Source organism: Rhizobium sp. TH2, from assembly GCF_024707525.1.
Lineage (GTDB): Bacteria > Pseudomonadota > Alphaproteobacteria > Rhizobiales > Rhizobiaceae > Rhizobium_E.
On sequence record NZ_CP062231.1, the window covers coordinates 3,527,199 to 3,550,381 of the forward strand.

The following is a 23,183-nucleotide window of genomic DNA, read 5'->3' on the forward strand; positions in this document are numbered from 1 at the left end:
ACAATAGCATTTTATTGAAAGCTGGAACAAGATTTAGCGACTGCTCAAAGCTTTGAGAACTGGGTGCAACTACCGGCCCTAGGTCGGTGCCCGCCACGTTGCATTCCAACCCCCTCCCAAACAAACTGTGAGGAGCCTTGGCAGGCCGAGAACATTGTTGACGACGCGATCGAAGACATCTTCAATACGGGTTCGATTGCAAACCTCATCGATCGCGTGAAAGGAAAGCGCTTGAGAAAGGGGTAACGCTTCTCATAGACGAGGCTTGAACCAGCCGAACAAATATCATACGCACTCCCGAAACCGTCACTTCGGGGGACCGTATGTACGACCTGCTATTGACGCAAATTGACCAACGTTCCTTCCTCACGCGCGCTCCGATCATGGCCGCCAAGGCCTTTTGGGCGAGCATGGGAGAGCCGTTCAGTTTACGTGCAGTCAGTGATTTCGCGGTAGCTGTTGCAAGGGACTATGTCGCAAGCGGGCACAGCGATCCAGTCGCCATCCAAGTCCCGTTTGGTAATGCAATTGTCGTGGTGATTCTTGCGCGGGATACGCCCGCCAAGGCTATCCGGGTCACTCAGAGTTTTGGCGGTCTGTATTACAAGCCTGCGGAAAAGCTTCTGCATTTTGACCATGGCGGCGCGGTCGTTACAACCTACATCGCGGAAGCCCCGTGGGAGAAACTGCCAAGTTTCATTGATTGCTCCCCTGCGATCGGCGTGGCGAATGATGGCGTCAGTTGGACGCGCGAGTATCTTGAAACCGCATTGGTCAGCAGACTGATTCCCCGCGAGCCCTACAAAAAAAATAGGCGAACTGCTTCGACCGCGGTGGGATTAAAGGAGCGGGTCACTATCGGAGTGCCTGTCTATAATTCGCCGCACCTCTTCACGAAACTCATCAACGACTTGAACGGGTCTCTGCCCGACGATCCCCTCTTGGAGATTTGCTTCGTCGATGACTGCGGCGATAGTTTCAGTGCAACAACGCTGCGAGAAGCGGTCGGGAAGTTGCGTGGGAACTTTCAATCAACCGGGGTTACCATATCGAGGAATCCCGAAAACAAGGGCTTCATCACCACCTGCAATGAACTTTTTGCTAAGGCTCGGACAGATGCCAGCATTTTCGTTCTCCTAACGACAGACATACGTCTGCCGCCAAATTGGCTTGATCGAGTGCTTGAGCCATTTCGCCGGCACAAAGAGGTGGCAATTGCTACGCCGTGGGCAGTCAACGGCGCAAATCTTGCGGTGGAGAATTTGCCGGGCTTCTCGTGGCGGGAAATGGACGAAATCGCTGGCCAGCACGCCCCAAGATACCTCGATGCCGAAACGACAGTTGGGTATTGCATGGCGGTTCGATCTGAAGCCATGGGCGCCAACGAATCGCTCTTCAGTCTCGTGTTTGAGAACGGCTATGGAGACGACAGCGATCTGTACTACCGCATGGTCATGAAAGGCTATCGCGGTGTCGTAGTCGATAACATGGTGATTTACCATCAAGGTGGCGGTTCATTCAATTTGCTCGACAACGTCGAAGCGTTGAGGAGTGACAACTTCAAAACGTTCTCATCAATCTGGATGCCGATATACCAAGCTAGAATTCATGCCGCAGCAGCCAAATTGAATAGCCTGAAGTCGAGCAGATTTGTGCCCGGCACCCCGCCAGAGTGCGACATCCTGTTCGTACTCCCCCTTGATTATCGGAAGGCGGGAGGGGTCGAGGCGGTCTTCAAGTTCGTTGAGGGTTTGCAGGACAGAGGGATCAATGCCAGGATCTACTCCATTCGTCATCACGAAGATGCGGATACTGTGCAGTATGAATATCGTGCTGTCAGTGCGCGGGAAATGGAAGGTGTTGGGGAGGTCCTACGTTACTTCGGGCGACCGTCGATTGTAGTGGCAACTTCACATGACACCGCACCTTATGTGCAAGCGCTGAGGCAAATGCTCGGGTGCCAAGCGTGGCATTTCGTACAAGGCCCGGAAATGGCGTTTTCAAGCGGAGCTTTTAGCTCGAGAGTCGTCCGAGATTTGCAGAAAGCCGATCGCATCCTCTGCGTGTCGGACTATTTGGCGGAGTTGATCAGTGCCGTTGCTCAAAGAGAGGCGGACGTAATACCATATGGCCCAGATCCGAATGAGTTCTATCCTCTTGGAAAAAATTCGGAAAAGACCATAGCGGTCCATTTTGCCGGCCGAGCTGACAAGGGAAGCGACCTCGCTGGGATTGCTGTCCCTATCTTGTTGAACCACGGCTACGCTGTCGAGGCCTTTGGCGAAGTGAGTTCCTATTTCGAATACGATCCGCGAGTTGTTCAGCATGGGTTCGCCAACGCGGGTAAACTCCGCAAGCTATTTCAACGATGCTCGCACTACCTCGATCTCAGCCGATATGAGGGCCTAGGGCTACTTGGGCTGGAGGCGCTTTCCTGCGGGGCTTTGCCCATAACAATGGCCAATGGCGGCACTGCCGAAATCTTGGAACGGTTCGACGCGGGGGTCGTGCTTCGTGGCATCGCTGACTTGCACCGACTTCCTGAGATCATAGAAGCGGCTGAGTCGATCGACGTACTGGCGGCAGCGGCAAGAGTGAGAGCGTCAGTGGGTCTTCAAAATGCTGTGGATCGGTTCGCAGCCGTCCTGGAGGACGAACAATGAACTTGGCACCCTCGTATGAATTCGGCGCCACCACCCCTAGTGATCGCCATATCGTGGGCTGGTGCAGGAACACCACTGATCGGCAGCCCGTGGAGGTGCTGTTCAAGTCCGGCGGTAAGACCCTGTTTAGCGTGACGGCAAGCCAAGAGGTCGACGTACAAGGCAGCAATGATGAGCCATGTGGTTTCGACGTCATCGTAGATGCCGATTTCTGGATTGTTTACAGCCAACTGGATGTATGCACCCCCGCTGGGGATATGATTGCGAGCCTGGAGAGATCTCTGGTTCGCGTCAAGAAGCGCTCCGACATTGCGGGACCAGAACATCCGCAAATGGAGCATAAATTCGACCATCCGAGCCCATTGAAGATCTCAGGTAGGCTGCACTATAGAGGCGATGCCGCGTCATACCATTACGTCAAACTCTTCAGTCGAGGAGAGCTAGAAGCGCATCTTACGCCGACTCCCGGCCCGACAAAAGAGGCAGACGATGAGGCGGATAGCGAGTTCTGCTACAGGTTTGATGCCGTAAAAGGGCGCCCGATCCTCGATCGTCTAGTGTTCGTGGTTGTCGACGATCGCTTTGCTTTTTTGACGAAAGCGCACACTCCTTCATTTCTGAAGCATGACGAAAGCAACTATGTTTTGCCGCTGCCGATTGACTTGAATGACGTGGTAGGAACACAGACCCTTGGTGCGGATACCCCGCAGCAAGTGTTGTTGTACGGCATGAAACAATTCCTTGGATGGGGATGGGGTACGGTGCTGGTCTTTGATCGGCAAATCGATGTGAAAGTGGCTATTAGCTTGGCGGACGGCTCATCGGTACGGGTAGCTCATACCAATGGCAACCTCGGAATCGCCCAACACTCCCCGAAGGTTTTGAAAGATGCGTAGACCTTTATTTTTTTCACACATCCCAAAGACGGCCGGAGGCTCTGTTTCAAGATCCATCCGGAGCTTGTTTGCCGGCGAGAAAATTATCGATTTCGAGAGTTCCGCGCCCTTGTTCCGGGTCAGTGATGGTGAGTTGGCGTCGGCCAGCATGCTTACCGGTCACGCCGGGCCCAATCTGGCGCACCGTCTTTCGGAAGACACGATCACGATGACAGTGCTCCGGGACCCGGTTAAGCGCGTTCTTTCAACGTATAACTTCTTTGTGGCGAATGAAGTGCTGGAACCGGGCTTGACGGACTTCATTGTCAACAAGTTCAATCTTTGGGCGATCGACAACCTCATGACATGGATGCTCGTCCATGATCACACGGCTGCGGGAAGGCGAGACGAGCCCTGGCGCGATTGGACCGAAGACATGCTTCTTGAAGAAGCATTCGCGGTACTGCAGAAAATAAACATCATTGGCGTGGCCGATGATCTCGGCGAGGTGCTTGGAAGACTGGAAGCGGTCTATGAAAGGAAGCCTCTGCCGCTGGAGCGCGTCAATCAAGTCGATCGGCACATTGAGGCTCCAACCGAAGAAGAGCTTGAAATGATCAGGAGCTACAATCGGCTTGATCAGTTGGTGTATGAAGAGGCTCTTCGTGTGAAAGATGACGTGTGGGAGCGAACGCGCGAATCGGTCACGGCGCTGCAATTCACGAACAATTTCATCTGAGAGGGCTCACGTGTCGAACCACTTATTGATCGGTGGCACTGGCCGGGCCGGAACCAGCTTTCTCGTACGCTTCCTGCATGAAGTTGGGCTGGACACTCACATCGGGAGACGTGGTGGAAGCGCGTCCTGGTTTGAAGGCGTCAACGCGGGGTTCGAGGACGTGTTGGTTGAGGGCGCGCCACAGCCAGCGCCTTATGTGGTCAAATCTCCCTCGTTGACCGAGTTCATCGAGCCTCTGTTGGCGCGGAACGACATCATTATAGACGGCGTTATAATTCCGGTGCGCGACCTGATGGACGCGGCGACAAGTAGGTGTGTTCAGGAGGTAGCGGCGATCCATGCGAAGTCTCCGTGGATGCTCAAGCAGCCGTCCGCGTGGACGACTTGGGGCTACACACCCGGTGGCGTGCTCGTCTCGATCGATCCTCGCGACCAAGCGCAGTTGTTGGCGGTCGGCTTCTTCAATCTGGTCGAGAAACTGGTGGCGGCCGACATTCCAATCCATTTTTTGTCGTTTCCACGACTCGTCTACGATGCCGGATATCTGGTCGACAAGCTCCGCAAATTCATACCAGGTTCTATGACGGATGAGCAGGCGATAGCCGCTCATGCATCGATTGCAGATGGTGACAAGGTTCGAATTGATGGCACCGCGCGGGAGGACGATTCGATCGAAATTTCTGCACTCAAAATGGAGCTTGAAAAGGTAAGGCAACGCGAAAAAGACGCCCTCGCCGAGATAATCAGATTGAAGTCTCAGTTATGAAATGCGACCGGCGACGTGCGACAGCAGCGGAATTGTGAGCGAGGCAGCGGGCGACGCCAGAAGGTCAATCTACGCCAAGGCCTAAGCTGCCCAGCAGCAAACGCCAAGTTTGGACCAACACAGGCGAAAAACACTTTAAAATACGCATACTTGCAAGGAAATCAAAACGCTAAAAGCGTGATGGTGGGCCCGGAGGGACTCGAACCCCCAACCAAGCGGTTATGAGCCGCCGGCTCTAACCATTGAGCTACAGGCCCACTCTGCCCTCGTGCGGGCGCGATGCAATGGTCATTGACGTGGCGAAGGCTCTAGCGGAAAAATCGGAGGCGGGCAAGCCGCCGCCGCAAAAGGCGCACAATCGATTGCGAGGAGGTATGTTCATGCAACTCAAGGGGAAAACCATGCCCGTCTACCCGTTCCGTCTCACGCTCGCCGCCCTCGCCGTCGTGGCAGTGCCGCTATCGGTGGCTTCCGCCCACGCATCCGACAAGAAGGAGCCGGTGATCGTGGTTTCCGGCCAGGGCGATGCCTCGGTCGTGCCCGATCTTGCCATCGTCACGCTGAGCGTGGCCGAGACAGCCAAGACCGCGCGCGAGGCACTCGATATCAACAATGGCGCCATGACATCGGTCATGAAGGCCTTGAAAGACCAGGGGATTGCCGACCGCGACCTGCAGACGTCCGGCCTCGCCATCCAGCCGCAATACAGCTATCCGCAGAACGAGGACGGCACGCCGAAGCTGCCCATTCTCAACGGCTACACCGTCACCAATGGCCTGACCGTTCGGGTGCGTGATCTCGCCAAGCTCGGCGCGATCCTCGACCAATCGGTCACATCAGGCGTCAACCAGGGTGGCGACATCCGCTTCACCAACGATAACCCGGAAAAGGCGCTCGAAGAGGCCCGGACCGAGGCCGTCAAGAACGCCGCCGCCAAGGCGAAGACGCTCGCCGATGCCGCGGGCGTAAAACTCGGCCGCGTCGTCGAGATCAGCGAAAGCGTCGGTGGTGCCGATCCGCAGCCGATGATGCGGATGCAGATGGCCAAGGAAGCGGCCGATGCGGTGCCCATCGCGGCTGGCGAGAATACCTATGTCGTCAATGTCAGCGTGACCTTCGCGATCGCCGAATAGACAAAAAAGAGCCGGCTCGCTTTTCAGCGAACCGGCTCTCGGACATGGCCAGACACCACTCACAGGCCCTGCCCTAACTTCTTGGTCCGCCCGCCTGTTCCTCCATGGCAACGAGCCATGGAGGAAGACGGTCCATCGCGAATTGGGGCGACAGATGGACCGCAGCGCTCCTGTTACAGGCGCGGGCAGCCGCGGACGTTGGCGAAGGAAATCTTCGCCCATGCGCCATGGATCTTGCCGGAAACAGTCACGCGGTTCGGGCCGATACGGCTGATCGCCACCTTGTTGAGGCCGTTACGCGACGCCTTGGCAAGTGCGAGGCCAGGCTGGCAGCGGCCATATCCCGGCTTGACCACGACGATCGGCGCCGGCTTGACGACAACCACGCGGCGCGGCGCGGGCTTGATCACGATACGAGGGTTCACGACCACGTGCGGGGTCTTGACGATGACATCGACGCTGCCGGCATTGGCCTGGGACGTGGCGCCGAACGCGCCAAGGGTAACCGCTGCGGCAACTGCAATCTTTGTGAACATAGAGGTCATTTTAGCTCTCCTGAAATCCTGCTTGTTTCGTACGTTCCAGGGGCCGGTTTTCGTCCCGCTCTGAAGCGTTGAGGTGACAATAGGATGAGGAGGCTGAATGGATTTGGAACCACTCGTTCAGCAAGCATTCACATAGGTGAAAACGAACTAAATTTCTGTATTTATTGAATTATTTCCATATTGAGCCGCCAGAAACAACGCGTAGGATCGTCTTCAGGCGGTCAGGAAAACCGCCCGGTCGATGCATCCAGCCTGAGATCCCGCAGCAGCCTCTGGTTCGTCAATTGATCGTTGCGATCAGTTCGCGATAGGCTTTTTCCGGAAACGCCTTCATCGTCCGGCTCCGGACGTTGCCCATCATACCGAGCGTCAGACCGAACCGGGCCATGACGGCATCATCGGGTGCGTCGCAGATCGCCACCATGTCGCAATCGCCCATGGTGAGGTAGAAATCCTTGAAGGAGCCGCCCATGGCCTCGAGCGCCTTCTTGGCAGCATCCAGGCGTTTGGGGGAGTCTCTCAGCGTGCGAGCGCCCTGATCGGTCCAGTTCAACAGCATGATATAGGTGGTCACGGCAAATCCTCCTCACCAGCGCCGCCTCACAGGCACTGTTCCTCATCCGCACCTGACGGGAGTTTACGCCTTGGATGCGTGCCAGGCAAACATGAACCCATGAAAAAGACGGCCACAAGGGCCGCCGTTTCTACCGGACTCAAACCAGGGCCATCTCAACTATCCAGGAAGCTTCTGAGCTTGCGGCTCCGGCTCGGATGCTTGAGCTTGCGGAGCGCCTTGGCTTCGATCTGGCGGATACGTTCGCGGGTCACCGAGAACTGCTGGCCGACCTCTTCGAGCGTGTGGTCGGTGTTCATGCCGATGCCGAAGCGCATGCGCAGCACGCGTTCCTCGCGCGGCGTGAGCGATGCCAGCACCCGCGTGGTCGTCTCGCGGAGGTTCGCCTGGATCGCCGCGTCGATCGGCAGAAGCGCGTTCTTGTCCTCGATGAAATCGCCGAGATGCGAATCCTCTTCGTCGCCCACCGGCGTTTCTAGGCTGATCGGCTCCTTGGCGATCTTCAGCACCTTGCGCACCTTTTCGAGCGGCATGGCGAGCTTCTCGGCCAGTTCTTCCGGGGTCGGCTCGCGGCCGATCTCGTGCAGCATCTGGCGCGATGTACGGACGATCTTGTTGATCGTCTCGATCATGTGCACCGGAATGCGGATCGTGCGGGCCTGGTCGGCGATCGAACGGGTGATCGCCTGCCGAATCCACCATGTCGCATAGGTCGAGAACTTGTAGCCGCGGCGGTACTCGAACTTGTCGACCGCCTTCATCAGGCCGATATTGCCTTCCTGGATCAGGTCGAGGAACTGCAGGCCACGATTGGTGTATTTCTTGGCGATCGAGATGACGAGGCGAAGGTTGGCTTCCACCATTTCCTTCTTGGCGATGCGGGCTTCGCGTTCGCCCTTCTGAACCATCTGTACGATGCGGCGGAATTCCGAGATCGAGATACCGGTTTCCGTCGCGAGGTTCTGGATTTCCAGACGGAGATCCTTGATCGTCTGGTTCTCGCTGCGGGAGAAGTCCTTCCAGCCGCGTGCCGAGAGATTGCCGATCGACTTCATCCAGTTCGGGTCGAGTTCGGCGCCCATATACTGGTTGAGGAACTCGTCGCGGGCGACACCGAAGCTCTCGGCGAGACGCAGCAGCTTGCCTTCGTTCTGCACGAGGCGCTTGTTGATCTCGTAGAGCTGCTCGACAAGGCTGTCGATGCGGTTCTGGTTGAGCGACAGCGACTTGACCGCCGTGATCAGCTCGTCCTTGAGCTCCTTGTAGCGGCGCTCCTGGGCTGGCGAGAGCGTGGCGGAAGCGGAAAGACGGGCTTCCACCTGCTGGTCCTGCAGCTTGCGGAGCTTCTTGTAGGTCTCGGCGATCTGGTCGAGGGTTTCCATGACCTGCGGACGCAGTTCCGCTTCCATGGCCGCGAGCGACAGGTTGCTCTCGTCCTCGTCTTCTTCCTCTTCCTCGAGGTTCATGCCCTCGCCGCCGACATTGGTGATGTCGTCGTCACCGTCGCCGCCGAAACGGGCGCGGCGAACCTTTTCCTTCTCTTCGGCAGCCTTGCGGTCAGCCTCGATCTTCTCCGGGCTCTGGAACTGCGGTGCCGCCTTGGCTTCCGGGCCGGAATAGGTGGTTTCGAGATCGATGATCTCGCGCAGCAGCGTCGTGCCTTCGTTCAGTTCGTCGCGCCAGATGATCAGCGCCTGGAAGGTCAGCGGGCTCTCACAGAGGCCCTGGATCATCGTTTCGCGGCCGGCCTCGATGCGCTTCGCAATCGCGATTTCGCCTTCGCGCGAGAGCAGCTCGACCGAACCCATTTCGCGCAGATACATCCGCACCGGATCATCGGTACGGTCGGTCGGTTCTTTCTTTTTGGTGGTCGCAAGCTGAGTGCCGGCTGAAGGCGCGATCTCGCCGCCCTCGCTCTCGCCTTCGGAATCGCCGTCGCTGTCGGGCTCTTCCGGCGTCTGCTCCTCGGCCTCTTCATCCTCGACGACGTTGATGCCCATGTCGGACAGCATCGCCATCGTGTCTTCGATCTGTTCTGAGGTCACTTCTTCCGAAGGAAGCACGGCGTTGAGCTCGTCCATAGTGACGTAACCGCGCTTCTTTGCGGTCTTGATCATCTTCTTGACGGCGTCATCAGAAAGGTCCAGAAGCGGGCCGTCCGGAGCGCCTTCGCGTTCGGTTTCCGCCTCTTCGTTTTCTTTGACTTTTGTTGCCATAGTTTGTGACTTTCTCTACGCCAATAACGATATACGAAGCTGTGGATATGACCTGCCGCCTGACGGCACGCGAATCAACAGCGACGAACTAACAGGATGACGGATTAAGAGCCGATTAATCGCGGCGCCGTTTCATCAGTCGAAACCGGCGCTTGCCGAAGCCAGCGATAGATCGTCCCGTACCCTATCCAACCTGCAATGAATTTATTCTCGAGTGTTGCCTGAATTGGTGATTCCCGCAATTTTATGTCTCGTCAAGCAAATAAGCTCAAAAACCGACAATTAGCCTGATTCCTGCGGGTTACCATTCACTTCTGCGGCTTGCCTCCTATTTAGGGTGCGAATCGCAAAAGACAAGGTCGTGAGCCGATACGCCCGACGAAAGCTTGCGGCAAACTTCCCATGCGAGAACGAATTTTGCACGCCCGTATGGTGAAGACCTCGCGCGGCGGAAAGTTCCAACCCGCATGATCGAAGGCCCAGGATGAAAACGAAGCGAGGCACGGCCGGCATCGACGATTTGAACGGCACCCGCCTTGCCGATCAGATCCTCGGGCTGGAGGGCGACGACATCATTTCCGGCAAGGGCGGAAACGACAAGCTCCTTGGCGGCGAGGGATCCGATGAAATTCGCGGCGGCGGGGGTTCCGACAAGATATTCGGAGACGAGGACGACGATTTCCTGTTCGGTGACAGCGGCAGCGATGTCATCAGCGGCGGTGAAGGCAACGACATCATCATCGGCGGATCGGGCAACGATGTCCTGAAGGGCGGCAACGGCAACGACAGGCTGTTCTCCAACACAGGCAACGACCGAATGAATGGCGGCGACGGCGACGATTACTACGAGATCGGGCGCGGCACCGTTGAGACTGTCGACGACATCGGCAATGACGAATACAAGATCACGGCCGACAGTTCCGTCAAGATCGACGACAGGGACGGCCACGACAAGCTCCGCTTCGCCGATACCGAGAAGAGCTGGACCATCACCATGCGCGACCTGATGTTCCAGCGGTCCGGCGACGATCTCGTGATTACGGTCGATGGCTACAAGGGCGAAACCACCATCACCTTCTTCTATGCCGAGGAGAGCTACCGCGTAGAGCGGATTTACGACGAGAATCCTGATCCCGCGGCAAAGCAGGGCTACAATCTCGAGATCGAGAATATCCTCAATCTCTCGAATGGCGACGAACCGATCCAAGGCACGGTGCTCTGGGAACTCTGATCGCCGCAGCGTCAGTTCCAGTCCATCACCACCTTGCCGGAATTACCCGACCGCATGGCCTCGAAGCCATCGCGGAACTCGTCGATCTTGATCCGGTGCGTGATGATCTGGCTGACATCGAGCCCGCCCTGGACGAAGGCGATCATCTTGTACCAGGTCTCGAACATCTCTCGGCCATAGATGCCCTTCAGCGTCAGCATCTTGAAGATCACCTTGTTCCAGTCGATGCCGAAGCCATCCGGCGCGATGCCGAGAATGGCAATCTTGCCGCCATTGTTCATCGAATCGATCATCGAGCGGAATGCGGGCGGCGCGCCGGACATTTCCAGCCCCACGTCGAAACCTTCCTTCATGCCGATCGAGGTCATGACATCCCTGAGGTCTTCTTTCGAGGGATCGACCACATAATCGATGCCGCATTTGCGGGCGAGTTCGAGCCTGAGCGGATTGATGTCGGTGATCACCACCTTGCGGGCACCCGAGCGCTTGGCGACCATGGCGCCCATGATGCCGATTGGGCCTGCGCCCGTGACCAGCACGTCCTCGCCCACGAGATCGAAGGAGAGCGCGGTGTGCACCGCGTTGCCGAACGGATCGAAGATCGCCGCCACCTCATCGGGCACGTCATCGGGGATCGCCACGACATTGTGCTCCGGGATACAGACGAACTCGCCGAACGAACCCGGCCGGTTGACACCCACGCCCTTGGTGTAATGGCAGAGGTGGCCCCTGCCCGCCCGGCAATTGCGGCACTTGCCGCAGACGATATGCCCCTCTCCCGAAACCCGCTCGCCGACCTGGTACTTGGTGACGGACGAGCCGACCTCGGCCACCTCGCCGACGAATTCATGACCAACGACCATCGGCACGGGAATGGTCTTCTGCGCCCAAGTGTCCCAATTCCAGATATGAACATCGGTGCCGCAGATCGCCGACTTCTTCACCTTGATCAGCACATCGTTCGGCCCCGGTTCCGGCACCGGCACGTTTTCCATCCAGAGGCCCATTTCGGGCTTCGCCTTGACGAGCGCTCGCATCATGTTCGACATCAAATCACACCCAATTCCTTGCCAACCTCGGCAAACACGGCAATCACCTTCTCGACATCGGCACGCGAATGCGCCGCCGACATCTGCGTCCTGATCCGCGCCTGGCCCTTCGGCACGACGGGGAAGGAAAAGCCGACGACATAGACGCCGCGCTCCAGCATCCGCGATGCCATTTCCTGCGCCAGCGACGCGTCGCCGAGCATGACCGGGATGATAGGGTGCCCCTCGCCAGCCAGCGTGAAGCCGAGCTTGGTCATCTCTGTACGGAACAGCGCCGCATTGTCATAGAGCCGCTCGCGCAGCGCGTCGCCATGCTCGATCAGGTCGAACACCTTCAGCGAAGCGGCCGCGATGACCGGCGCCAGCGTGTTGGAGAACAGGTAGGGCCGCGAGCGCTGCCGCAGCCAGTCCACCACCTCGCGCCTGGCCGAGGTATAGCCGCCCGAAGCGCCACCCAGCGCCTTGCCCAGCGTGCCGGTCATGATATCGATGCGGCCCTCGACGCCGCAATGCTCCGGGGAGCCGCGCCCGTGCCTGCCGACGAAGCCGACGGCGTGGCTGTCATCGACCATGACCATCGCATCGTATTTCTCCGCCAGATCGCAGACGCCGCCGAGATTGGCGATGATGCCGTCCATCGAGAACACGCCGTCGGTGGCAATCAGCTTGAAGCGGCTGCCCTCGGCCTTCTTGAGTTCCTCTTCCAGCGCCTTCATGTCGTTGTTGGCGTAGCGGAAGCGCTTGGCCTTGGAGAGCCTGACTCCGTCGATAATCGAGGCGTGGTTGAGCGCATCGGAAATGATCGCATCGTCCTCGCCAAGCAGCGTCTCGAACAGGCCGCCATTGGCGTCGAAGCACGAGGAATAGAGGATCGTGTCCTCGAAGCCGAGGAACTGCGAAATGCGCGCTTCGAGCTGCTTATGCTCCTCCTGCGTGCCGCAGATGAAGCGCACCGAGGCCATGCCGTAGCCGTAGCGGTCGAGCGCCTTCTTGCCCGCCTCGGCCAGTTCCTCATTGTCGGCGAGGCCGAGATAGTTGTTGGCGCAGAAATTCAGCACCTTCGCACCGGATGCGACCTGGATCTCACCCGCCTGCTTGGAGGTGATGACACGCTCGGATTTGTAAAGCCCGGCGGATTTCAATCCATCGAGTTCGGTTCTGAGATGCTGGAGAAAGGGTGAGGTCATCGGGTCTGCTTTCTTGGCCTGTCAAGTCGAAGCGGTATAGCAGAAGCCAAGCCCGAATGCTGCATTTGCGACGCCGGATTTCTGCCGTTTGAAGGATATCGTTTTCAGTAGCGATCGGGCCGGAAGGGCCGCATGTCGATAGCAGGCATGCCGCCATCCATCATGGTCGCCAGCACATCAGCGCTCGCAGGTCCGAGGGTGAATCCCTGATGGCCGTGGCCGAAATTCATCCACAGGCCCTTTTCATGCTGGGACGCACCGATCACCGGCAGCATATCGGGCATGCAGGGCCGCGTGCCCTGCCACGGCTTGTCCTCGATGCGCTGGCCGAGATCGAATAGGTCCTTCGCCGCCTCTTCCGCGTGTTCGAGCTGGTTATAGGCCGGGCCGGCATGGAAACGCGCGAGATGCGCACCGGTGGTGATGCGCGTGCCAGCCAGCATCGGCAGCAGGAGATAGCCGTTCTCGCTGTCCATGACTGGCGCGTTAAGCTGCTCCGGCGAGCGGTAGTGCGCATGATAGCCGCGCTTGTAGACCATGGGAAAATGGTGGCCGAATTTCCTCAGCGTGTCCGATGACCATGGGCCAAGCGAGAAGACGGCGTGCTCCGCCTCGATCGGTCCTTCTTCCGTCATCACGGTCCAGCCCGCGCCGACGCGTCGCAGCGTTGCCGCATCGCCATGGACAAACCTGCCACCCGATCGCTGGAAGAGATCGGCGTAGGACTCGACCAGCCCGCCGGGGTCGCTGACCGTCCAGGAATCGAGCCAGTGCACCGCGCCCGCGCCGCCGGTCTTGAGCGCCGGCTCGGCTGCCGCCATCTCGCTTGCCGAGAGTGCAGCATAGCCGATGCCATAGGCCTCCTTCTTACGCTCGGCATCCTTCAAGGCAGTTTCGAGTTCAGCCACGGTACGATGAAGCACACGAAAGCCGGATTTCCGGATGAGATTGCCGGCGCCGGCGCGTTCGATCAGCTTTTCATGCGTCGAAGTCGCCTGCGCGATCAGGCTCGCCCAGGCAATGGCGGCCGCGCGGTGGCGACCTTCCTCGGAATGCCACCAGTAGCGAAATAGCGCGCCTATGTGGAATGGCAGTTCGCGGAAGGCGTAGAAGACGTCATTGGTCTGGCCGAAGGCAATATCGACGAGCTCGCGAATCGACCGCGGCATCGCATAGGGTTCGACGGCCTCGGACTGGATGATGCCGGCATTGCCGAAGCTGGTTTCCCGGCCCGGCGCCTTGCGATCGACCAGCGTGACCGCCCAGCCGCGACCCTGAAGCGCCAAAGCGGTGGAAACACCAGCCATGCCGGCTCCCAGGACGATTGCGCTCTTCATCGACGGCTTCCCTGCTCAAAGTCTCTTGTTTGAGCTTCTCAGTAGATTCGGACGCCCTGCCGTTCAAGCTCTCTTTGAACCGAAGGCATATCGACACGGTCGAAATCGCTGCCATCCTTCACCGAGATCGCCGCAGCGACACCCGCGCCCTGCCCCGCGACCGCGCAGCAGGCCATGTTGCGGGTCGCGGCATGCGCGATCCGGTCGCCACCGATCGCCCGGCCGGCGACCAACAGGTTCTTCACGCCCTTGGGCAGCATCGAGCGATAGGGAACATGCATATAGCGGCCCGTGGTCGGCAGGATCAGCACACCATAGCCATCGATGAACTCGGGATAGATGCCGATCGTATCCTCGAACCGGCCTTCGTTGCGCACGTCGCTTTCAGTCATATTGTAGACCGCATCGAGCTTGCGGGTGTCGCGGATGCCGATCGACATGCCGAAATTCCTCAACCGCGCGCCCTCGCAACCCGGTGTGTAGCGGCGCAGTGCCTCGATCGCCAGCATCGCCTGCTTGCGGCCCTCGATCTCGAAGATGGTCATGCTGTCGGGATCGGTGCCGTCGCAGCCCGCCAGATGGACGAGGTTCATATAGGTCAGCTCGCCGCTGTCATGCATCGCGCCCCAGGTCCCGGCGATGGTGTTGAGGTGCTTGGGGATGACGCCGTCCTTGATCGCCTGGGCGAACGGTTTTGCGAGGAAGGGCGAGAACATCTCGTCTTCCTTGCCCGACGTCTCGATCTGCCATTCGCCGGTCGACCAGCTCGAATATGTCTGCGGATCGCTCCTGATGCCCTCCATGAACTTCTTCTTGTCGACGCCCGCGAGGTGGAACATCACCGAGGCCGCCTGCATCTGTTCGACCGGCGTCTTGAACGTGGCGGCACCCGCGCGCGTCGCGACATCCGCGTCACCCGTGGCATCGATGACGCGCCTGGCCAGAATCGCCTCCCGGCCCGCCTTGGATTCGACGACGATGCCGATGATCGCATCGCCATTCATGAGCGGTGCCACGAACTGCCGGTGGAGCATGGGATGGATGCCGGCTTCCTCGACCAGACGGTCGGCGACCAGCTTGAAGCCTTCGGAATCCAGTTCGTAGGACAGCGACTGGCTCTCCGGCACCGCGGCTCCCATCGCCTTGGCGCGTTCCTCGAACTCCCAGCCGATGCCGTTCGCCTCGACCGTCGCTTCATGCCGGTACCAGGCAAAGCCCTCGACGCCGACAACGGTGATATTGCCGCCGAAGCAGCCGAAGCGCTCGACAAGCGTGACCTCGACGCCAGCTCGCGCCGCAGCGAGTGCGGCCGCCAGCCCCCCGGGACCCGAGCCGACCACCAGCACATCCGTCTGGCGGATGACTTCGATCTGACGGGCGGGTTCGGTGATAAACGTCGGCGTAATGGGCATTGGGAATCTCATGAAAACGATGAATCCCGGGAGGGTAGCCGGATGTGGCAACTTGCGCCATGTCAGGCGCGACAGGCCGGCGGCGGCTTCTGACAAGGACCATCAACCGGCTTGTTTACAGGCTGTTCAGAGCCATAGTATTCAATTTCCTGAAGAAAATACGCTCATCCAAAAACTAGCGGTTGCTTTCGGGGGTCATAGCGCCTACATATGGAGCACCGATATTTGCTTGCTGAGCTTTTGTTATCGCACCCTGGCAGGTGCAGTTGCCGAACCCTCTTCAAACATCGCTACACAATCTGTCGCGCATTCCCGCGTGCCGGAAATTCAATCTGCTATGAAAGGGTTCATTATGGCCACTGGCACAGTTAAATGGTTCAATTCCACCAAGGGCTTCGGCTTCATCCAGCCGGATAACGGCGGCGAAGACGCATTCGTCCACATCTCCGCCGTAGAGCGTGCTGGCATGCGCGAAATCGTGGAAGGCCAGAAGCTTTCCTACGAACTCGAGCGTGACAACAAGTCGGGCAAGATGTCCGCCACTCAGCTTCGCGCTGCTTGATCAAGATCCGATCTCGCCTCTGACCACGAATGTACTGGCATTGCGTGGGATCGATCTAAAGACAAAGCCAGGCACCATGCCTGGCTTTTTGCAATTTCCGACAGGATGAGATATTGACCGAATCCACCAGCAAAGCCCGCGAACGGGCCGAGTCTGCGTTCGGCAAGACTCAATCGCAATTCATGGCACGTAGCCGGATCGTCTCCGAAGACGACGCGATTGTTCAAGCCCGCGACGAGAAGACGATGCGCCTGCGCGAATTGCGCAAGGCAAAGGAAGCCAGCGATCTGGCGGCGGCGGCCGAAACGCCCAAGCCGACCAAAGGCGGCCGCAAACCCTGACCATGATGCAGCAAGGCCAAAGGCCCGTGGCTGCTGAACGCCTCAATGGAACCGAGATTTGAAAAAGAGCGACAACGAACTTCACGACCGCCGCAAGGTCGCGGCCGATGCCAAGAAGGCACTGCTGGAAAATTTCCGCAAGGCACAGAGCGAATCCGCCCCTGAACGTGAGGCCAAGCAGGCCGAACGCCTGGCCATCGCGACCGCGCGCGAGGAACGCCGCGCCGAGCGCGAACGCGTCAAGGCCGAAGAGCAGGCAGAACTGCTGCGTCTCGAGGCCGAGCGCCTTGCTCAGCTGGAAGCCGAGGCCCGCGCCGAAGCCGAACAACGCGAAGCAGCCGACAAGCAGCGAATCTCCCGCGTGATCGAAGACGAAGCCGCCCGCAAGGCCGAACGCGACCGCCGCTACGCCGCCCGCAAGGCACGCCAAGGCTGATCATCAGTCTTTGTTGAGAACGGCGGGATCAATGCCCGCCGCCGGCCGGCCCTTTGACCCGGCCCGACATCACGCCGAAGCCATCGACCAGCGCTTCCTGGTTTTCCAGGCGAGCCACTTCGAGCTGCACTTCCTTCAGCGACAGCATCAGTTGTTCGACCTCGCGTTCGGCGCCGCGTTCGGTGGCGTCGGCGAGTTCGCGTTCGATCTCGCGGCGCTGGCGCGCCAGTGCGAGCGCTCGCATATGCAGCGACAGCGCCTGCAGATAGCCTTCGCGTGCGTCTTCGATTGCCGCATGCTCCGTCGCGGTCCACAGACGCGCGAAGCGTATCTGTTTGTCGAGGCCGGCAAGCAGGGTATCGAACCCTTGAGTTTCCAGCGCCGTCAACAGTTCCTCGCGCGTGAGATCGGAGCCACTCGCGGCGGCAATCCCCATCATCGCCTGCCAGAAGCGGCGCATGTCACGGCTCTCGAATTCGATCTGCCGGATCGTGTCGTAATCCTCGAAGAACAGTGCGGGATGGTTGACAATCGTCAGTGCCAGCACGCTTTCCCTCAGCGACGGCAGCGAGCCGTAGCCGGTGACCATGCCGGTTCGCGCCAACCGGTCGGATATGGGCGCCGATCGGCCGGGATTGTTGGCGGCGGGGGCGCGTCCCTGCCCTTGGCCCTGGCCACGTGGCGTGAAGGGCCGCCGCGCATCCCGGCTTTGCTGGCTCGGCTGGAAGAACGCATAGAGCCGGTCACGCATGTCCTGCTGGTAGTGCCGGCGCACGCTTTCATCGCCGATCACCTGCGTCACCTGCTTCAACCGTGCTTCGAGTTCGGCGCGCTTTTCCGGCGTGTCGAAGGTCGCGCCCGATGTTTCGCGGAGCCACACCATGTCGGCGAGCGCCCGCGCCTCGGCAATGACCTTGTCGAACGGCGCACGGCCCTCGATCTTCACCAGATCGTCCGGATCCTTGCCATCGGGCAATAGCGCAATGCGGAGCGACTGGCCGGGCTTCAAGTGCGGGAGTGCCAGATCGACCGCACGCGAGGCCGCACGCATGCCCGCCCCATCGCCATCAAAGCAGAGCACCGGCACCGGCGTCATCTTCCAGAGCAGCGCCAGCTGGTTCTCGGTCAGCGCGGTGCCGAGCGGTGCCACGGCGTTCTCGACGCCGGCCTGTGCCAGCCCGATCACATCCATATAGCCTTCGACCGCGATGATCGTACCGGCACCATCCGCACCCTGCGACGCGCGGCGGGCGCGCGCGAAATTGTAGAGCACCTGCCCCTTGGAAAAGAGCTCGGTCTCGTTCGAATTGAGATACTTCGCGGGCGCATCCGATGATAGCGCCCGACCGCCGAAAGCGATCACCTTTTCGCGCGACGACAGGATCGGAAACATGATGCGGTCGCGGAACCGGTCGTAGGAGACCGGAACATTCTCATGCACGACCAGCCCGCAGGCCTCGATCTGATCCCTGGAAACGCCCTTTGATGCGAGATGCTCCTTGAGTGCATTGCGGCTCTCAAGCGCGTATCCCAACCGGAACGTCTCGATCGTCCGTCCGGTCAGACCGCGATCACGAAGATAAGCGCGAGCCTTCGCGCCGGCCGCCGTCTGCAACTGATCCTGGAAGAATCGGGTCGCGAGTTCCATCACGTCGAAGAGATTGTGCCGCTCGCGTTCGCGCCGCTCGGTCTCAGGATCGGGCGCGGGAAGCGCGACGCCCGCCATGTCGGCGATCTGCTGCACCGCCTCGTTGAACGGCAATCCGTCGAGTTCCATCAGGAACCGGAAATGATCGCCCGACACGCCGCAGCCGAAGCAATGGTAGCGGCCCTTGCGGTCCTCGCAATGGAAGCTTGGCGATTTCTCGCCGTGGAACGGGCAGCAGGCCCAGTAATCGCCCTTACCCGTATTGGTCTTGCGCCGGTCCCAGGTCACGCGACGGCCAATCACGTCCGAGATCGTGACGCGGTCGCGAAGCTCATCCAGAAACTGGTTCGAAAAACGCATGGATATATAGGAGCCTTGTTAGGGAGAAGATATAACCACGTCCCCAACCGATTGCCAATCGATCAGCGCCGATATCAGCTCAACAGCGACTTGATCTGCCCCGACGCCTTGCCGAAGTCGAGCTGGCCGGGATAACGCTCCTTGAGCGCGCTCATCACCTTGCCCATGTCCTTCATGCTGGCGGCACCTGTCTCGGTGATGATGCCCTTGATGATCTCGATGACTTCGGCTTCGGACAGCTGCTTCGGCATGAATTCGCCGATGATTGCGATCTCCTCGCGCTCTTTAGTGGCGAGTTCCGGCCGGCCGCCCTCGTCATAGATCTTGGCGGACTCTTCGCGCTGCTTGACCAGCTTCGAAAGCAGCGATGCGATGTCGCCGTCCGAAGTCGTGGGGTCGGGCTTGGTGCGGTTGGCGATCTCGAGATCCTTGATGGCGGACTGCATCATGCGGATCGTTGAAATCCGGTGCGGCTGCTTGGCCTTCATGGCCTCTTTCACGGCATCCATCAGCTTGTCGCGCATCGCGGGATTCTCCTAATTGTGACGCGCTTATGACCCCGGCCTACGAAAAATGCAACGCGGATTCAATAATCGATTGAAATCGCTTGTCTTTTAATAAGTGAGAAAAGTGCGCTGCACATTGACCCCGAAAGCGTCATTCACTATTTTCCGGCCTCAACCAGAACAATGGGGAAAATTGGCAACGCCGGATGATGATCCGTGCGCCTTTTTTCGCGAGCAAATGGCGCCCGCAATATCGCGAGCCGCGCCGGAATGGAGAACCATGACCCAAGGATGGACCCGGGAAAAGCCCACTGCCCTACTCGTACTCGCCGATGGCACCGTCATCGAAGGCAAGGGAATTGGTGCGACGGGCCGAACCCAGGCCGAGGTCTGTTTCAACACGGCGCTCACCGGCTACCAGGAAATCCTCACCGACCCATCCTATCTCAGCCAGATCGTCACTTTCACCTTCCCGCATATCGGCAATATCGGTACCAATGACGAGGATATCGAGGACCTGACGCCGGCTGCACGCCGCGGCGCGGTCGGCGTGATCTTCAAGGCCGACATCACCGAGCCATCGAACTACCGCGCCGCCAAGCATCTCGACGCCTGGCTGAAGGCGCGCGGCATCATCGGCCTCTGCGGCATCGATACGCGCGCGCTGACATCGTGGATCCGCGAAAACGGCATGCCGAATGCCGTGATCGCGCATGATCCGAGCGGCGTCTTCGATATCGACGTGCTGAAGCAGGAAGCCAAGGCCTGGAGCGGGCTCGAAGGCCTCGACCTCGCCAGGGAAGCAACCTCGGGCCAGTCCTCGCGGTGGAGCGAGAAGCCCTGGGTCTGGAACGAAGGCTATTCGGAACTCGCTGACATTGAAGCGAAGTACCACGTCGTCTGCCTCGATTTCGGCGTCAAGCGCAACATCCTGCGCCTGTTTGCCGGCCTCGATTGCAAGGTCACCGTCATGCCCGCCACGGCCTCCACCGAGGAAGTGCTGGCGCAGAAGCCCGACGGCATCTTCCTGTCGAACGGCCCCGGCGACCCGGCGGCGACCGGAATCTATGCCGTCCCCGTCATCAAGGACCTGATCGGCACCGACATCCCGCTCTTCGGCATCTGCCTCGGCCACCAGATGCTCGGCCTGGCGCTCGGCGCCAAGACCGAGAAGATGCATCAGGGCCATCACGGCGCCAACCATCCGGTCAAGGACTATACCACGGGCAAGGTCGAGATCGTCTCGATGAACCACGGTTTTGCCGTCTCGTCGAAGTCGCTGCCATCAGGCGTAGAGGAAACCCATGTGTCGCTGTTCGACGGCACCAATTGCGGCTTGCGCGTATCAGGCAAACCGGTCTTCTCGGTGCAGCACCACCCCGAAGCATCGCCCGGCCCGCAGGACAGCCACTACCTCTTCCGCAGGTTCCTTAACCTGATCAAGGAAAAGAAGGGCGAACTGGCACTGGCCGAACGCTGACAGACGAAAGGGAGGCTCAGGCCTCCCTTCTCTTTATGTGGCACGGGATGGAAGTCCGTCGACTAGGAGGCGCGCGCCGAGTGCGCCGAGAACGGCGCCGGCCACCCGATCCACCCAGGTCTTGGACCTGAGATACGCCGCGCGCGGACCGCTGGAGGAAAAGGCCAGCGCCACGATCGCATACCAGCCGGCCTCGATCAGGAAGATCGTCGGCGGCAATGCGAACAACAACCCTTGAGCGGGCTTCGCCGGCAGAAGAGCCGCAAAAATACTTGCATAATAGATCGCGGTCTTCGGATTGCTGAGCTGTGTCACCAGTCCGAGCCAGAACGAACGAGCGGCCGATCTCTTCCTGCCCTCAGCCATGTCATCGACGACAAGCGGGGTCGTGGCGCTCCGCCAGATGCGAATGCCGAGATAGACGAGATAGAGCCCGCCGCCGATCTTGAGTGCAAGATGCAGCCACTCGACCTGCTGGAGCAGTGCACTCAGCCCCGCAAGCGCCAGCATGCCGAACGTGGCACCACCGACGCCCATGCCGAGCGCGGCCGCAAGCCCATTGGGCCTGGAGGCGGTAACCGCGACCCTTGAGACAAGGACAAAACTCGGACCCGGGCTTATCGCCCCGATGGCGAGCGCCCCGGCAATGGTCAGGAGAATGACAAAATCCGGCATCGCGAAACTCCTTTGTGTGACGCCAACCGAGCCCACACCGATGGACCAGCGTCAGGCCTCCATCCGGCGAATGAGAATGACGAACCGCCCCAGCAGCAGGAACGACGCAGCAAGCAGGCCGAAAACGAAGCCGAGCCAGATGCCGATGCCGCCCCAACCCAGCGGAAATGCCAACACGTAAGCCAGCACGAAGCCGATTCCCCAATAGGAAACCAGGGCCAAGAGCATCGGTATGCGGGTGTCCTTGATGCCGCGCAGCAACCCCGCCCCGATCGCCTGCAGGCCATCGACCAGCTGGAAGACACCGGCAACAATGACGAAGGTCGTTGCGAGGCCCAGCACGGTCGCCGCGTCGTCTTTCGTCCGGTCAAGAAAAAGCCCTGCGAAGTAAGACGGGAAGACGGCGAAAACCAGCCCGCCAATGACCGCGATTCCAGCAGAGATTATCACGACGACCCAGGACGCCCGCATCAGCGCCTCGCGATCGTTCGCACCGGCGGCAACGCCGACCCGCACGGTGGCCGCCTGCGCCAGGCCGAGCGGGATCATGAAGGCAAGCGATGCGCATTGAAGCGCAATGCCATGCGCGGCAAGCTCGGCGGTACCGATCCATCCCATGAGCAGCGACGCAACGGTGAAGAGGCTGACCTCGGCGAGAATGGTAAAGCTGATCGGCAGGCCGAGATTGAAGACCTCCCTCAGCACATGCCAATCCGGACGCCAGAAGCGCACGAAGATCTCGAAGCGCTGAAGATCGGCCTTGGTGTGGATATACCAGATCGTCAGCACGAGGCTCAAGATGTTGACGCCGAGCGCCACAATCGCCGCGCCCCGCAGCCCCAGCGCCGGCATGCCGAAATGGCCGAGAACCAGCGCGTAGGCGAAGGCCGCATTCACCACGAGGATGATCAGCGTCACATAGAGTACAAAGCCGGCGCGGCCCACCGCGCTCAGGAACGACCGCAGCACCATAAAGCCAAGCGCGGGGAACATGCTCCATCCGGCGATATGCAGATAGCTCGACGCGAGCCGCGCCACATGTGGGTTCTGGCCCAGCGCTAGCAACACGGGTTCCGAAAGAAGAACGATGGGCATGGTCAGCGCCGAGAAGGCCATCACAACCCACAGGCCCATACGCGTCGCGCGGCGAACCTGTTGTATGTCGCCACGCGCGAAGGCCTGCGCGGCGAGCGGCACGACGGCGGCCGCAAAGCCGGAACCGAAGATGAAGATGGTGAAATAGAACTGCGCGGCGAGCACCATTGCCGCAAGCTCGTTGGTGCCGATACGGCCGATGATCACGATATCGGTGACATGGATGCCGTTCTGCGCGAGCTGCGCGCCGATCAGCGGCAGGCCGAGCGCCAGCGTCTCGACGAAATGGCTTTTCCAGCCACTTCCTTTCGCCACGAGCGCATTTCTTTCGGCAATCTCGGCCATCACGGCAC

General features: G+C 59.7%; 21 protein-coding genes and 1 tRNA gene. 10 read left to right on the forward strand and 12 right to left on the reverse strand.

The window, feature by feature from the left end; all coding sequences use genetic code 11:
* The first annotated feature begins 323 nt into the window (after positions 1-323).
* Genes IHQ71_RS17400 through IHQ71_RS17415 form a run of 4 tightly spaced genes read left to right on the forward strand, consistent with a single transcriptional unit; the run spans position 324 to position 5,043 of the window.
* Positions 324-2,663 (forward strand): glycosyltransferase, encoded by a 2,340-nt coding sequence (locus IHQ71_RS17400; protein ID WP_258157707.1) that lies wholly within the window; start codon positions 324-326, stop codon positions 2,661-2,663.
* Positions 2,660-3,559 (forward strand): hypothetical protein, encoded by a 900-nt coding sequence (locus IHQ71_RS17405; protein WP_258157708.1) that lies wholly within the window; start codon positions 2,660-2,662, stop codon positions 3,557-3,559. The genes IHQ71_RS17400 and IHQ71_RS17405 overlap by 4 nt, the downstream gene beginning before the upstream one ends.
* Positions 3,552-4,277: a sulfotransferase family protein gene (locus IHQ71_RS17410; protein ID WP_258157709.1), complete on the forward strand. Its 726-nt coding sequence runs from the start codon at positions 3,552-3,554 to the stop codon at positions 4,275-4,277. The genes IHQ71_RS17405 and IHQ71_RS17410 overlap by 8 nt, the downstream gene beginning before the upstream one ends.
* A 10-nt stretch (positions 4,278-4,287) precedes the next feature.
* On the forward strand, positions 4,288-5,043 hold the full coding sequence (locus tag IHQ71_RS17415) for a hypothetical protein (RefSeq protein ID WP_258157710.1): 756 nt from the start codon (positions 4,288-4,290) through the stop codon (positions 5,041-5,043).
* A 181-nt stretch (positions 5,044-5,224) separates the two neighbouring features.
* Here the strand turns inward: IHQ71_RS17415 and IHQ71_RS17420 are convergent.
* A tRNA-Ile gene (locus IHQ71_RS17420) sits at positions 5,225-5,300 on the reverse strand.
* A gap of 123 nt (positions 5,301-5,423) precedes the next feature.
* On the opposite strand from IHQ71_RS17420, the gene IHQ71_RS17425 reads away from it, so the two are divergent.
* Entirely contained in the window at positions 5,424-6,176 is a 753-nt protein-coding gene (locus tag IHQ71_RS17425; RefSeq protein ID WP_258157711.1) for an SIMPL domain-containing protein, read from the forward strand.
* A gap of 173 nt (positions 6,177-6,349) precedes the next feature.
* On the opposite strand, the gene IHQ71_RS17430 is transcribed toward IHQ71_RS17425, so the two are convergent.
* From IHQ71_RS17430 to rpoD, 3 genes are all read right to left on the reverse strand, one after another.
* Positions 6,350-6,721 (reverse strand): hypothetical protein, encoded by a 372-nt coding sequence (locus IHQ71_RS17430; protein ID WP_258157712.1) that lies wholly within the window; start codon positions 6,719-6,721, stop codon positions 6,350-6,352.
* 280 nt (positions 6,722-7,001) lie between these two features.
* Positions 7,002-7,295, reverse strand: a complete 294-nt coding sequence (locus IHQ71_RS17435) for a GYD domain-containing protein (RefSeq protein ID WP_258157713.1) — start codon at positions 7,293-7,295, stop codon at positions 7,002-7,004.
* 155 nt (positions 7,296-7,450) lie between these two features.
* A complete protein-coding gene (gene rpoD, locus IHQ71_RS17440; RefSeq protein WP_258157714.1) occupies positions 7,451-9,511 on the reverse strand; it encodes an RNA polymerase sigma factor RpoD in 2,061 nt (686 codons plus the stop codon).
* Between the two features lie 484 nt (positions 9,512-9,995).
* On the opposite strand from rpoD, the gene IHQ71_RS17445 reads away from it, so the two are divergent.
* A complete protein-coding gene (locus IHQ71_RS17445; protein WP_258157715.1) occupies positions 9,996-10,742 on the forward strand; it encodes a calcium-binding protein in 747 nt (248 codons plus the stop codon).
* Positions 10,743-10,753: 11 nt separating this feature from the next.
* Here the strand turns inward: IHQ71_RS17445 and tdh are convergent, their stop codons facing one another.
* The 4 genes from tdh to IHQ71_RS17465 form a co-directional block, all read right to left on the reverse strand.
* On the reverse strand, positions 10,754-11,791 hold the full coding sequence (tdh, locus tag IHQ71_RS17450; protein WP_258157716.1) for an L-threonine 3-dehydrogenase: 1,038 nt from the start codon (positions 11,789-11,791) through the stop codon (positions 10,754-10,756).
* Positions 11,791-12,978: a glycine C-acetyltransferase gene (locus IHQ71_RS17455; protein WP_258157717.1), complete on the reverse strand. Its 1,188-nt coding sequence runs from the start codon at positions 12,976-12,978 to the stop codon at positions 11,791-11,793. The genes tdh and IHQ71_RS17455 overlap by 1 nt, the downstream gene beginning before the upstream one ends.
* Positions 12,979-13,082: 104 nt before the next feature.
* Positions 13,083-14,315 carry an FAD-binding oxidoreductase gene (locus tag IHQ71_RS17460; RefSeq protein WP_258157718.1) on the reverse strand — a complete coding sequence of 411 codons (1,233 nt, stop codon included), beginning with the start codon at positions 14,313-14,315 and terminating at the stop codon, positions 13,083-13,085.
* A gap of 38 nt (positions 14,316-14,353) precedes the next feature.
* Positions 14,354-15,727: an FAD-dependent oxidoreductase gene (locus IHQ71_RS17465; protein ID WP_258157719.1), complete on the reverse strand. Its 1,374-nt coding sequence runs from the start codon at positions 15,725-15,727 to the stop codon at positions 14,354-14,356.
* Positions 15,728-16,064: 337 nt separating this feature from the next.
* Here IHQ71_RS17465 and IHQ71_RS17470 point away from each other — a divergent pair, with 337 nt between their 5' ends.
* The 3 genes from IHQ71_RS17470 (at position 16,065) to IHQ71_RS17480 (ending at position 17,066) form a co-directional block, all read left to right on the forward strand.
* A complete protein-coding gene (locus tag IHQ71_RS17470) occupies positions 16,065-16,289 on the forward strand; it encodes a cold-shock protein (RefSeq protein ID WP_308737968.1) in 225 nt (74 codons plus the stop codon).
* Between the two features lie 113 nt (positions 16,290-16,402).
* On the forward strand, positions 16,403-16,630 hold the full coding sequence (locus IHQ71_RS17475; protein WP_258157720.1) for a hypothetical protein: 228 nt from the start codon (positions 16,403-16,405) through the stop codon (positions 16,628-16,630).
* 58 nt (positions 16,631-16,688) lie between these two features.
* Entirely contained in the window at positions 16,689-17,066 is a 378-nt protein-coding gene (locus tag IHQ71_RS17480; protein WP_258157721.1) for a DUF6481 family protein, read from the forward strand.
* Between the two features lie 28 nt (positions 17,067-17,094).
* On the opposite strand, the gene dnaG is transcribed toward IHQ71_RS17480, so the two are convergent.
* Positions 17,095-19,074 (reverse strand): DNA primase, encoded by a 1,980-nt coding sequence (gene dnaG / locus IHQ71_RS17485; RefSeq protein WP_258157722.1) that lies wholly within the window; start codon positions 19,072-19,074, stop codon positions 17,095-17,097.
* A gap of 74 nt (positions 19,075-19,148) precedes the next feature.
* Positions 19,149-19,598 carry a GatB/YqeY domain-containing protein gene (locus IHQ71_RS17490; RefSeq protein WP_258157723.1) on the reverse strand — a complete coding sequence of 150 codons (450 nt, stop codon included), beginning with the start codon at positions 19,596-19,598 and terminating at the stop codon, positions 19,149-19,151.
* A gap of 220 nt (positions 19,599-19,818) precedes the next feature.
* Here IHQ71_RS17490 and carA point away from each other — a divergent pair, with 220 nt between their 5' ends.
* Positions 19,819-21,060: a glutamine-hydrolyzing carbamoyl-phosphate synthase small subunit gene (gene carA / locus IHQ71_RS17495; protein WP_374989876.1), complete on the forward strand. Its 1,242-nt coding sequence runs from the start codon at positions 19,819-19,821 to the stop codon at positions 21,058-21,060.
* Between the two features lie 33 nt (positions 21,061-21,093).
* On the opposite strand, the gene IHQ71_RS17500 is transcribed toward carA, so the two are convergent.
* Both IHQ71_RS17500 and IHQ71_RS17505 read right to left on the reverse strand, forming a co-directional pair.
* On the reverse strand, positions 21,094-21,735 hold the full coding sequence (locus IHQ71_RS17500; protein WP_258157725.1) for a LysE family translocator: 642 nt from the start codon (positions 21,733-21,735) through the stop codon (positions 21,094-21,096).
* 51 nt (positions 21,736-21,786) lie between these two features.
* Positions 21,787-23,175, reverse strand: coding sequence for an MATE family efflux transporter (locus tag IHQ71_RS17505; RefSeq protein ID WP_258162871.1), 1,389 nt, complete (start codon positions 23,173-23,175; stop codon positions 21,787-21,789).
* Positions 23,176-23,183 lie beyond the last annotated feature (8 nt).